Below are 12,671 nucleotides of genomic sequence, written 5' to 3' on the forward strand. Positions count from 1 at the left end.
CCCAGAGGCAGTTCAACGTGATCCTCATAGATATCAAACATCAAAGAACCGTTCGGAGGCAGAACAAAGGGCATTCTAACTTCCTCTACCAAAGAGGCCGAATGATGAACGATTCCCTCTCTCCATTCGTCTAAAGCATTCATCACAAACAGTCTCGTTTTCCCTACTAGTTTGCGCTCGTGCACGTAAACATCCTTTAGATGAGGCTTCGATACACCTGAAGATCGGGCATCAAGAACGAGTGTCTCTCTCGCCACATTCGTATCCAGTTCGACCACCATCCGATCGATATCGGTTGCTTTGGAATAATACGGAGTGTCGCCTGCGGAATATTCATTGCCAGTTGCCATTCCCGGGACGGACTGCATAATGACTGGTTCATCTCCGATTAACCATACCTTGCCTCCCTGGTTTACAAACTGTTCGCAGAATGCGGCCACTCCACTTTCCAAATAATCGCAGCATGCCAGCATCAACACATCGTAAGCTTCTTTCTTGCCGTGCAATTTCCCATCCTTCACGCTCATCTGCAGCAACGTTTCCTCATCCGACAGATCAAAGTCCCATTGATTGCTGAGCAGATTGTGAATGAACCTGCCGAATTGAGCAGAGCTCCGCTCGAGGTCGGCTAATCGGTCCGGATAATATGCACTAAAGGAGGCCTGTGGATAGTAAACCAATAGGTGGCAATGGTGGCTGCCTTCCTTCAATAAATCAGACATCTCAGTCATATATTGCGAGAACGAAAGGAAATATGGCCAGTGACTTGATTGATAGAAAAGGGATGGAGGAGCCTCTTTTTTCCGTAATCCGTCAATGGAGTAAAACTGCCCGTGAGTTACGATATCCGTAACCCCCATCACGAACAGCCAATCCACCATTTTCCTCATTTGTTTAAAGTCTAAATCCCAACTATTCGCACCAAAAGACTCAGCTATGACCCCAAGTCTATCCATATGATGCGCCGCTGAACTAGCCAGCTTTGGGCCCATATGAAGCAGTGGATAAGTGGAACTTCCTATATTCCCGCCAATGAGATCCGTTCCAGGAATATGAAACTGCTTCAACATCGACAACAAATAAGGCACATACCTGGTCTGACCGACAGGGTCCTCCTCCGGACTAATATGACCTGTGCTAATCATCCCCCGCTCCTTGCACCAATCGGATATGGGGACTACATAAGACTCAGTGAAAAGACGTCCCAGCGCTAGACGGTAATCATGACGAACTTGCGCGGTTTCATGATCAATCGTCATAAACAAATCAGGCAATTTGTCCCGGATGTCATACCCGAACAATGCTAAGAAATAATCGACAAAACCTTCCGTCCAAGAAACAACACCTTTAACCTTAGGCTCATCTGTGAATATACCTGGGATGAGCTTACCGAAAAGATGTCCGAATCTATCCGCATACTTTTCATGCGTAAGATCCAGGAAATATTGGACCGCTTTCGGATTCAATAAATCGGTATAACTACCCCAAGGATCATCCGAAATTTCTTGTTCCACGAACGCGCAAATTTTCCAGCGTCCTTCAGGAACAATGCAGTCCAATCCATAATGGGGGTGCGTAGCCCCACTTCGCCAATGCGGATTTCCGAAGTCTTCATAAGGTGGATAATAAGTACTGTGATGAACATACCCAGGTGCCCACTTGCTTCGTAATATCCCGATATGCGGAGTGAGATCAAGCCAATGTCTAGTAAGATATTTCTCGTCCATCTGTATCGCGACGACTTTCTGCAATCGCCCCATCGGAAAGCTGAACTGAACATGACCGCCTTCCGTTTCCAACGTTTCTAAAGTCATTTCACGCGCTTTAAATTCCGGTCGATCAACAAACACTTTACCTCCGGCCGCCCCGCTTGGAAACGGATCTTCGTCATACAACCATGCGTGCAATCCAAGCTCATCGCAGCAGTTAATGATCAATTTGACTTTGTCCCACCATAATTCCGACTGGTAAGGAACCGTCAACCCGTCCCGCGGATGAATAAATATGCCCTTGAATCCTTTTTCTTTAATCTCGTGAAGCTGCCACCGCAACTCGTTGTCCTGAAGGTCGTGATTCAAAAACCAAAAAGACATCGGGCTATAAGGACGGTTTAAATGATAATTGTTCAACATGGTTCCTCCACCAATTCGTTTACTTATCACTCTTGTAATGTATATTCAGCTCTGGTGTAACCAGTTTTCTTCTCAAATAAAGGGAATCCATTCCGTAATCGATCATACCGGTCGTGATCAATGTTCGTTCAATAGGGAACGGAGATTGCCGCGTCTCTATTAGATCTTCTATATAATGAGTCAATACGCCGAAATGACTGAAGGGACGCTCAAGCTCCGAATCGCACCATGCGGCAATGCTATTCCCGATGGCGTTCCGGAAGGCAAACGACCATTGCTCTACTTCATCTTGAAGCTGGATCACATACCCCTTCACTCCGTCGTTATATTCAATTACAAACAAGTCGGGGTTGTTTACTTTTTCTCTCGGATGACCAGCATAAGGCTTCCTGTAGGTTCCAAGCGCCTCGAGGAGCAAATCTTCCGGCCACTCCTTCTGATCCATCGCCGTCCACACTTCACTTCCTGTCAACGTATGAATGGAACGAATTCCGGTTTCCCCTCCTAGCCGTTTCTCCGCTAAACATTGCATGACCTCCATACCGTGAAAACCGTAAGCTTCCGTATCCCCGAAGCTAACGACCATTAACTCTCTCACATCGTTCAAAGCGGACGTGTTAAAACTCGGAACAAAATCCGTAAACGGTATCGACGAGCCTCCCATAAATGGAATATTCCGTTTTTTAATCTCAGCGTATATCCACAGCGCATCCTTAAAATCGTAAGCCAGATGCTTGTCGGAAAAAATAGGTACCCGCAAACCCTGTCCATCCATAGCCTGCAATACTTGCTCTATCAATCTCCGTCTGGGGTACATCTTTTGTCTCTTATCGTTAATAGGATAATTGCCGTGCTCGCCTATCACCACTACCCCGTCGATTGGTCCCCTGCCTCCCGCGGCAATCGCTTCCGCGATCGTCGGGGAAATGGGAATTCCGTATGCAGCGGCCTCCATCCGGCTCATATCGTTATCGGGGACTTGATCCGTGTACATCGAGACCACATCCACACGCGGGGAATACCCTAACCTGCCGAGCAGTCGGCCGACTATAACCTCCGCGTGGGAATTATGCCGATATTCAGTTATGATTACAGCTACTTTTTTCCTGTTAGTCTCCAATTCGTTCATGTGTTCCTCCCGTGTTCATCGTCCTGGCCACGGTTATAAACCAGGCTGCCAATGCCTCAATGATCGTCTGCAGATATTTGGTACCTTTCTCTGCCGTAGCCAAGTGTGCTGCATCCGTATAACCGTCAAATCCGGTAAGCATCCCAGACTTTCCGATATATGCCCCAGGAATGCCGTTAGCGATCCATGGTGTTTGCGGATGCTCTGTTCCTATACGTTCGGTTCGCACCCATTCCGAGCGCAGTGCCATGATCATCGCCGTTTCAAATCCGCCGGCATGTCCCGGTACCATGCCGACTTCGTCCGCATCGATTTTCTGGAGAGCCTCCCGAGCTACGCTCCAATAGGACGCCGATGCTGTCCATACCGAATGCCTGACGGCAATATCTGTCGCCGTTTGGTGCATGACGGATTCGTTCCCGCCGTGCCCGTTCAGAAATATGATTTTACGAAACCCGCAGGCAATAAGACTTTCCCCTATATCTTGGAGCATGCTCCAATAGGTAGCGGACTTAAAAGATAGAGTCCCCCCAAAGGCAAGATGGTGCTGTGAGCACCCTATCGTTACCGTTGGCGTAACCAACATGGGCGTGGTCTCGTTTGCGATACGTGCTGCTTCAAAGCAAACATGCTCACAGATCAAACTATCGGTAAACACTGGCAGGTGCGGCCCATGCTGTTCCGTAGCCGCCAACGGCACAATGACCGGACAGCCCGATTGAGCCAGCTCCGTAATTTCTTCCCGGCTCAAACGGTGAAACAACATTTCACTCATAGTTTGTATCCCCCGTCTATCGGATATAGAGAACCCGTAATGTACGAGGAAGCATCCGATAACAGAAATGCTGCAAGCTCTGCTACTTCGTTAGGTCTCCCGCTCCGACCAAATAAATTGTTCGGATCCTGACGCGGATGATTCTCCGCTTTAATATCACCGGGTACAATCGCATTGGCGCGAATGCCCTTATCGGCATAGTCCACGGCGATGATCCGAGTCAAATGATTCACACCCGCTTTTGCGGTACAGTATGCCGCGGGTGCATTTTTCACCGACACTTGCCCGAGAATCGAAGAAGTGTTCACGATAACGCCGCCTCCCGATTCAATCATAGCCAAACCGGCATATTTGTTCACAAGAAAAGTGCTCGTCAACGTCCCCCGCGTCACATTCTCCCACTCCGCAAGAGACATGTCCCAAGCAGTCTTCTCAATCTGCGTGTATGAATTATGAAATAGACCGTCAAGCCTGCCGAATTTCGTCATTATTTGGCGAACAGCCTCCTGCACTTGCGCTTCATCTGTCGCATCTGAAACGAATAGCATCAGCCTTTCCGAATACTGCTCCTGCAACGCCCGTATTTCAGGGTAATGCTGAGCCTCACGCACATCCGACCCAATGACTATGGCGCCTTTTTCCAGAAATTTTGCCACGGCCGATCTGCCAATAAGCCCTAAAGCACCCGTAATCCAAATGACTTTGTCTTGAAGTTGATTTACCAAGGTGTGTCTCCTCCTATCCTTTTATACCCGTAGATGCTATCCCTTGAACAAAATACTTTTGCGCGGCGATAAAAACTATCGTCACTGGGATCACCGCCATGACGGCACCAGCCATTACCAATTGCATTTGCCCTAGAGTTTCCCCTCTAATGTATAGCAAAGCAAGCGGCAGCGTGTACATATACTGATCCTTCAAGTAGAGCAAGGGCTCAATCGTATTATTCCAGCTATCCATGAAAGTAAATACCGCGAGCGCCGCCAAGGCCGGGGAACACAGCGGAAAATAGATTTTCCAGAAAATTCCCCACGGATTATACCCATCGATCAGCGCGGCTTCATACATTTCCAAAGGCAATCCCTTTAGATACTGATGAATCAAAAAAATACCGAACGCTCCACCGAGCAAAGTCGGAATGATCAATGGATAAAAAGTGTTTAATGCCCCCAAGTACTTCCATATAAAATATTTGGGTATCATCGTTACCTGAAAAGGCAGCATCAAAGTACCTAACATGATCACATAAACCAAGTTTTTTCCTTTAAAAGAGAATAAAGCCAGACCATAGGCAACCATCGAACACGATAGCAGCGTGAAAATAACATGAAACGCAGCGAGTAACGTACTGTTCAACGTATAGCGTAAAAAATCGACTTTGACCCATACTTCGCTATAATTGCTCCAAGCGAAAGGATCCGGAATAAATTCGGGAGGAATTTTCTGTATGGCTCCACCCATTTTCAGTGATGTGGAAACCATCCATAGAAAAGGGAAAACCATCACAACCGCACCCAAAATCAAGACTGTGTAAACAAGCAGATTCATCAACCTGTTATTGTTCTTCATAATGAACCCACCTTTTCTCCATATGCTTCTGCACCAAGGTAATGAGCAGGATCACCACGAACAAAGCCCAAGCCATAGTTGAAGCTGTTCCCATCTTGGAATATACGAATGCATTCCGATAGATCAGAAGATTCGGGATCATATTGCGGTCCGGTATATTGATCGTAGCCGGATCTAACATAATCAAAAACACATCGAATGCTTGAAATGCCGAAATCGTCGACAATATTAGTACCAGATAAATCATAGGTGAAACGAGAGGGAAAACAATTTTAGAGAACTGGTCCATTCCGTTTGCCCCATCGATTCGCGCTGCCTCCAATAATTCCTTTGAGATATTTTGCATCCCTGCTAGCAGCAGTACCATCGAATAGCCTACGCCTTTCCAAACGTTAACCAAAGCAATACTCCCCATAACAACCATCCAATTATCGCTATTGTTCCACTGGAAGGGTCCTAGGTGGAACCAGCCTAATACCCAGTTCACCAAACCGAACTCTGAATTATAAAGCCAAACCCACAGCAATCCTCCGGCGACCCATGGCGTAATAACCGGAAGGAAATAAAACAAACGAAACAGTACCTTCCCTCTAATGGAAAGATTCAGCAAATACGAAAGCAATAGGGCAAGGAAGGTTTGCAACGGTACGAACACGAGCGCAAAGAAAAAAATGTTGCGCATGGAAATCCAAAACGAAGATTGCGAAAAAACGTCTTTCCAGTTGCCGAGTCCAATCCAGCGCGGAGGGTTAAAAAAATCCCACTCGTTAAATGTAAGATAAAATGAAAACAGAAATGGGAAGATGAAAAAAACGGCAACGTTGATCATATAAGGAAGTGTAAATAGGTAACCCCATAATCCTTTTCTGTGCACTTGATCACCCCACTATATTGATGAAGAAATGGAAATGGCCAATGCAGCACCATTTCCATCTCTCTTATTATTTGATGGCAACCAACCTATTTGTTATTATCCAGTACCACTTGAATTTTTTCCTGTATCTGCTTCGCACCATCTTCGACGGACACTTTACCGTTATACATATCTACGAAGATAGGTTGTGCGGCGCCAACCCATTCTCCCCAGGACGGATTTTCGTCCATCGTTTTGCCGGCTTCGGCAACGCCTTCCGTATAAGCTTTTTTATTGGCCGGAGCAGTCGTCATTTCATTTACTTTATCCGCAGAGGACTTCATGAGAGGCAAGCTTGCGCCGCTTGCTGCTAGAATGTCCTGCGACTCGCTGCTGAGGTAATACTTCAAAAACTCCCATGCCGCATCTTTAACTTCCGGTTTGGCCTTGGAATAAATAAGCCATGAATTGGCGATATTCGGTACGACTCGATTGCCGTCAAATCCTTTAGGCATTTTCACGGTATCCCAGTCCAGATCCGGGAAGTTTTTCTGGAAGAGCGGCTGAAGACTGTACTGGGTAAAATACATGGCGCCTTTTTCACTGCCGAATGCCTGCCATTCGGAACCGATCGCCTTCGTAAACGATTCCGGCGCACTGATCCCACTTTTACTCATTTCCACCCATTTGTTGAGGCCTTCTAACGATTTCGGATCGGTTACCATCGCTTTCGTCAGCGAGGAGTCGAGCAATTGACCGCCGGCCGACTTGATCCACGGGAACCAGCCTACAGTGATGTTATATCCGGAAATAAATCCGTAAACGTCTGTTTTCCCATCTCCGTTTGTGTCTTTCGTCAGCTTTTGGGCGGCATCTATCATATCTTGATACGTCCAATCATCAGTTGGAAACGGGACATTCGCTTCCGTAAACAGCTTTTTGTTGTAAGCCAGCGCAACCGGATTGATACCGTGCGGTACCCCGTATATTTTGCCATCCGGCGCTTTCGCCGAATATAAAGCTTCAACGTAGTCACCGGGACTCAAGTCCCTTTCAATATAGGCCGTCAGGTCTTCGGCGACCCCGCGCTTACCATGTCCGAGAACCGACGCGTTTTCCTGAAACCAGATGTCCGGAGCATTGTCTCCGGCGATCTGTGCCGGAAGTTTCGTAAAGAAGTCTCCCCAAGGCGTTGTATCGATATCCAATTTGATATTTGGAAATTTCGCTTGAAATCCGTCGATAATTTCCTTCTTCGTAACGTCATAACCTTGAGGCAAACCAAGTTTCAAAGTAACTTCCTTTGGTTCCTTAGTGGCGGTAGCATTTGCCGGTTTTTCTTTTTCAGATGAGCATGCCGCCAATGTAAGCGTTAACACTAAAGCTAAAAGTACAATACTTATTTTTTTCATGTTCGACCCTCCATAATAGTGTTTGTATTTGATAGCTGGCGATTATTGTAACTCTACCCTCCTCGTTATTTTTGCCTCGCTTTTGGCAAGTTCTTTGTTCGTGTCAATGAATTAATCTTAATAGACAATTGCGAATAAAAACTATGTTGATACTATCATTTATATATGTGGATCTTATCATAATTGACTGACGATTTAGTTTGCTAGATTCACCATAGGCAATTCATACAATTACGTGACTTCAAACTATAAATTAAACCCAAAACATGGTAATCTAATCCTATGTGAAGACGATACAAAATACGTGATGATCAATGGGATCTAATGAAAGATTTACTGCCACCAGAACGAAAACGTCAAGGTGGAATGCTTTTTCATTGGCTGACTTAGGTTTGAAGAAAGACCCTGGTCCCAAAATAACTAAATGAAGAGGTGCAGGATGAACCCACGTGTGTATTTCAACAATACGAATATTTATTTCGATTCAGAGGTCGACATTTATGTGAACCGATTTCCTGAAAACTTTGATTCGTTTATGCATACGCACGACTTCCTGGAAATTAACTATGTTGCTGAAGGATCGGGTTTTCATTATATCAACGAGGAAGTGCTGCCCGTCGTCAGCGGAGATATATTTATTATTCCGGTTGGAACGGCCCATGTGTATCGTCCGGCATCGCCTCAAAGCAGCGCATCGCTCATTGTATACAATTGTGTCTTTCCCGCCGAACAATTGATGACCTGGTGTCAATCGATTCCTCACCCGTTTGGCGGGGCGCGCATGTTTGCTCAATCCGCTCAGGATTATTATCGTTATCAAGATAGTCAGCACGAAGCAAAAACAATTTTTGAACAACTGCATAAAGAATTCCTTCAGCATCGGCTAGGGTACAGAACACTGCTGATCATGCGGGTAATTGAACTGCTCATCCTCCTGTACCGCTTTGAAAATGACTCCCATGCTCAAGAGCTGCCTCCGGCCGCCCATCGCTTGGATGTGGTCTTCACATACGTTAAAAAAAATTATCACTTGCCCTTAACACTGGAACAAATAGCTGCCATGGTATATTTGAGCCCCAGTCACTTTCACCGGTTGTTCAAAAAAACGACCAGCCAAACGTTCATCGAATTTGTGCAAAATTTGCGTATGGAGGAAAGCTGTAAGCTGCTCCGGACTACCGCATTAAATATCCAGGACATTGCCGACCGCGTCGGTTACAGCGACATGCAATTTTTTCTCCGTTTATTCAAAAAAAAGATGGGGGTTACCCCCCGCCAATACCGCAATAAAGTTTAATTCAGCTTATACAAATGAACTTACTCGTCATGCGTGGCGCTCATAAATTATGGACCCCACTATAAGGTCTTTAAATAGATATTAGCCTTAACCACATCATCCATCACTGGTCCTGCAACTACCCACATGTATGGAACCCGCCTTCGTAAATTTCAAACTGATATTGTTTTGTCAATTAATTAGAATCGTCATCATTCGCTTAATCATCACAGCGGCTTCCGCTCGGGTTGCATGCCCTTGTGGAACGAACAGATGATCTGTTCTGCCATTAACAATGCCCGAACTGAACGCAAGTTGAACGTGTTTTAACGCCCAATCGCTTATAGTGTTCACATCGTCAAACTTCAACGATTTAGTAGGTACACTCTTCTCAAGTGTAGAACCCTCATAATAGAGCTTCGCTCTCACAATCATCACAGCCATTTCTTCCCTTGTAATGTCTTTTTGCGGGACAAAGCTGGTTTCTGTTATGCCTTGAATAATGCCTGCTGTATAGGAGCTATTTACGACATCCTTATACCAGGAGGTGGGAGCAACATCGCTAAAAGGACTCTGCTTCGTATTCGCTGTCAAATTCAGATTCAGCGCTCTTGATATCATCGCGGCAAACTGCGCTCTTGTTACAGGGGCTTCCGGTACAAAATGTTCTTCATCCATACCCTCAATGATGCCTTTAGAAGCGAGCAACTCTATATCTGCTTTGGCCCAGTGGCCCTCCAGATCTAAAAAACTTTTTGCTGCTGAATTCACGGAAACGCTCTTTCCTACGGAATAGGTTTGATCGAGTAAATTGTGATTTACCGCCTTGATGGATTCCCATTTTACAGAAGAAGTCCCGTGCTTCTTGATCTTAAAAACCAGGGTACCGATGAGGATATCCCCATTTTCCCCCGTTACATTACCGATTTTGGTATGTGCGACGATGATTTCATTGTTCTTGATGATTGGAGATACGGAGAACCCTTCCAGTTTGGACTTGGCTTCCGCTAGTTCAAGTTGGTCGGGGTTAAACGTAAATCTCGCCTCGTAGCCATATAAATCTTTAATATTTGTACCACTCATAGTAACGGTAATTCTACCATCAACAGGTTTATTAGCGGTTAATAGAAAGGATGAAGCCGTCTCCGCATAAGCAATCGTAAATGGTAGCGATGGTAAACAGATTAGCGAAATTAGAAGGTAAGCGATCATAAAAGTGTTCCATTTTTTTGATGTGTGCAACCATTTATACATTATTTATACATCCCCTTACTCAAAATTACGATAAATAAGGAAGGAGGATTCCCTCCCCCCTCCTGTCTATCCTTACCTTATTCCACTATTTTCTTGGCAACCGCTACGAGATCAAGGATATCGATTTGGCCATCTCCATTCACATCAGCTCTCTTGGCTTGTGCCCAATCCGAACTTTTACTGTCTTTGCCATAATGTGCGGCTATGATGGCCAAATCACCAATGGACACTATGCCATCCTGATTGATATCCCCATTGCTTCCGCCCGGGCTACCTCCTGCGGTTACTTCAACACTAATAGAAGCAAAAGCAGCTTGAAGCTCATTTCCTTCTATATCGCCCAGAGCATTGCTCGTAATCGCGATCACTCCTGCTGTTTGTGAGACACTCTTCGCTTTGAAGGTAAGCTCTATGATTTGCGCATCACCTGTAACAGCATGTTCGGAGCCCTGACTAGCTACAATCAAACGAAGCTTGCCCGCTGGTTCTTTGACGGTCTCAACAAGGGCAACCCCTTCGATTAAAGACCGTGCAGATACAAATTCCATTAGGGCAGGATCATAATCCAGCTTGATGTCCTGTGCATAAACAGCCTGAGTAACGTCATTTAATCCGTAGCTAACAACAAATTCCTGACCTACTGCAACAGAGCTTACTCCAGTTAATGAAGTGTGAGGTCCAGACTGTACGCTATATTGAAAATCATTGCCTGATACATTAATAAACTTATTTTGTACAAACTCGTTTTTAGTGGGATCCGTAAATATATAACTTGATTTTTTTATCGCATAAGTAGTCCGCCCGAACGAAAGAAACGTATTGTTTCGTAATTTCAAGTAAGAGCCTTTTCCGGGGGTTCCGTCCTCTCCGCCGATAAAGTCAATGGCAATGCCTTTGGTTCCATTTTCCTTCCCCATGTTTTCGAACCTGTTTCCTTCCAATAGCAGCCGTTCCGTTGAATAAATATTTAATCCTACTTCAGATCCCTTCCTCACGTTATGAAACACGTTATTGATTAAGCTCACATCCCAAGTCAGTGTACCGTCATATCCAATATAACTTGGCATCTCCAAATTAGAGAAGAAATTGTTTTCAACCGTAACGCCCTTCACGCCAAAAAGTCCGATCCCCCCGGTAAGCGAATTGCTTACACTGTTATTCCTGATAATAATTTTATTTGCGACGTTTGGTTCCTGAGAATTTCTTTGCAACATAGTAATGGCTCTCGAATTAACCGTCAAATTTTCGCCTCGGTTGTTTTCGATCAATATGTTCTCAGAGGGCACAATCATATTGTTCTGTGCACCCATCACGAGCGAGATCATACCGACGTTGCCACCAACATCGTCGAATGTATTGTTGCGAATCACAATGTTTTTGATGACGCTATAGTTGTGATCCGGTTCCAGATCGATGGCTCCAGGCATATTGGGCCGGCTCGTTCGGGTGAAATGATTGTTCTCAATTGTACAACCGTCGCAATCGATGATGGAGATTCCGTTCCTATTATCTTTCGTAACCCCGTCAATGTAAGAATCCTTTACAGTAATTCGTTGATTGTGCACTTCGACTCCACCGACATTACTTGATCCGATATAAATTCCGTCACCTAGGAAGCCAACTACTTTCACACGATCCACCAGAACATCGGATGCAGCATTAATGTTTAGAATATGTTGATGTTCCGAGAAGGCCGCCCCCTCACCGCTTCTGTCCAACAATTGGATGTCCTTAATCTGAATATTCGATTTCGTATTGCCGACACCTTCTGCACCCGGATTAACCGAGACGACGTAGGTTCCTCCGTTTTGCTTGAGAATCGAATTCCAACCCGCTCCTTTTAACTCCATGTTGCTGAACAGCTTCAAATTGCTGACCAAATAGGTTCCTTCTGGAACAAAGACAGTCCCGCCACCATTAGTGTTTACATCATTAATCGCATTCTGAATGGCCAACGAATCGTCAATTGTATCATTACCTACTGCCCCGTAATCGATGACGTTAACCTCGGTCTCTCCGTCTGCAAACGCAATCTGAAAATCGGGTAACCAAAGTATGCACATGAAAGCAAGTATTATGAAAATATACCTTGTTGTTTTTTTCATTTGAATATATCCATCCCTTCTAACCCTCTTATTCCTTCATTATAAAACCGCTTACAAAATGAAGGTGAATCTATCGTAATAGATTTCTCTTGATAAAATACATGGTGATATTATCATTTATATAGGGCAATTTCATCATAGACTCTTTTCTTATGCTCAACATGAA

10 protein-coding genes are annotated in these 12,671 nt (G+C 45.1%); 1 reads left to right on the forward strand and 9 read right to left on the reverse strand.

Features of this window, described 5'->3' with window-relative positions:
- The 7 genes from AC1DWN_RS08255 to AC1DWN_RS08285 form a co-directional block, all read right to left on the reverse strand.
- Positions 1-2,132 (reverse strand): glycosyl hydrolase (locus tag AC1DWN_RS08255; RefSeq protein ID WP_477558421.1); only part of this gene is annotated, 2,132 nt, incomplete at its 3' end.
- Between the two features lie 19 nt (positions 2,133-2,151).
- Positions 2,152-3,261, reverse strand: coding sequence for a hypothetical protein (locus AC1DWN_RS08260; protein WP_477558422.1), 1,110 nt, complete (start codon positions 3,259-3,261; stop codon positions 2,152-2,154).
- A complete protein-coding gene (locus AC1DWN_RS08265) occupies positions 3,242-4,036 on the reverse strand; it encodes a creatininase family protein (protein ID WP_477558423.1) in 795 nt (264 codons plus the stop codon). Before AC1DWN_RS08265 ends, AC1DWN_RS08260 begins: the two co-directional genes overlap by 20 nt.
- The gene (locus tag AC1DWN_RS08270; RefSeq protein WP_477558424.1) at positions 4,033-4,761 is read right to left on the reverse strand and encodes an SDR family NAD(P)-dependent oxidoreductase; all 729 of its coding nucleotides are present in this window, start codon (positions 4,759-4,761) and stop codon (positions 4,033-4,035) included. Before AC1DWN_RS08270 ends, AC1DWN_RS08265 begins: the two co-directional genes overlap by 4 nt.
- 13 nt (positions 4,762-4,774) lie before the next feature.
- Entirely contained in the window at positions 4,775-5,605 is an 831-nt protein-coding gene (locus AC1DWN_RS08275) for a carbohydrate ABC transporter permease (RefSeq protein WP_477558425.1), read from the reverse strand.
- Positions 5,592-6,479, reverse strand: a complete 888-nt coding sequence (locus AC1DWN_RS08280; protein ID WP_477558426.1) for a carbohydrate ABC transporter permease — start codon at positions 6,477-6,479, stop codon at positions 5,592-5,594. The genes AC1DWN_RS08275 and AC1DWN_RS08280 overlap by 14 nt, the downstream gene beginning before the upstream one ends.
- Positions 6,480-6,565: 86 nt before the next feature.
- A complete protein-coding gene (locus AC1DWN_RS08285; RefSeq protein WP_477558427.1) occupies positions 6,566-7,870 on the reverse strand; it encodes an ABC transporter substrate-binding protein in 1,305 nt (434 codons plus the stop codon).
- A gap of 439 nt (positions 7,871-8,309) precedes the next feature.
- On the opposite strand from AC1DWN_RS08285, the gene AC1DWN_RS08290 reads away from it, so the two are divergent.
- Positions 8,310-9,167 (forward strand): helix-turn-helix transcriptional regulator, encoded by an 858-nt coding sequence (locus AC1DWN_RS08290; RefSeq protein ID WP_477558428.1) that lies wholly within the window; start codon positions 8,310-8,312, stop codon positions 9,165-9,167.
- A 171-nt stretch (positions 9,168-9,338) separates the two neighbouring features.
- On the opposite strand, the gene AC1DWN_RS08295 is transcribed toward AC1DWN_RS08290, so the two are convergent.
- Both AC1DWN_RS08295 and AC1DWN_RS08300 read right to left on the reverse strand, forming a co-directional pair.
- Positions 9,339-10,400, reverse strand: coding sequence for an S-layer homology domain-containing protein (locus AC1DWN_RS08295; RefSeq protein ID WP_477558429.1), 1,062 nt, complete (start codon positions 10,398-10,400; stop codon positions 9,339-9,341).
- A 77-nt stretch (positions 10,401-10,477) separates the two neighbouring features.
- Positions 10,478-12,505 carry a cohesin domain-containing protein gene (locus AC1DWN_RS08300; RefSeq protein WP_477558430.1) on the reverse strand — a complete coding sequence of 676 codons (2,028 nt, stop codon included), beginning with the start codon at positions 12,503-12,505 and terminating at the stop codon, positions 10,478-10,480.
- Positions 12,506-12,671 lie beyond the last annotated feature (166 nt).

This window comes from Paenibacillus sp. P4_A7, assembly GCF_056402455.1.

Coding starts and splice junctions, on each gene's coding strand:
- AC1DWN_RS08260 (WP_477558422.1), bottom strand. CDS start 3,261: ATGAACGAATTGGAGACTAACAGGAAAAAAGTAGCTGTAATCATAACT.
- AC1DWN_RS08265 (WP_477558423.1), bottom strand. CDS start 4,036: ATGAGTGAAATGTTGTTTCACCGTTTGAGCCGGGAAGAAATTACGGAG.
- AC1DWN_RS08275 (WP_477558425.1), bottom strand. CDS start 5,605: ATGAAGAACAATAACAGGTTGATGAATCTGCTTGTTTACACAGTCTTG.
- AC1DWN_RS08285 (WP_477558427.1), bottom strand. CDS start 7,870: ATGAAAAAAATAAGTATTGTACTTTTAGCTTTAGTGTTAACGCTTACA.
- AC1DWN_RS08290 (WP_477558428.1), top strand. CDS start 8,310: ATGAACCCACGTGTGTATTTCAACAATACGAATATTTATTTCGATTCA.
- AC1DWN_RS08295 (WP_477558429.1), bottom strand. CDS start 10,400: ATGTATAAATGGTTGCACACATCAAAAAAATGGAACACTTTTATGATC.
- AC1DWN_RS08300 (WP_477558430.1), bottom strand. CDS start 12,505: ATGAAAAAAACAACAAGGTATATTTTCATAATACTTGCTTTCATGTGC.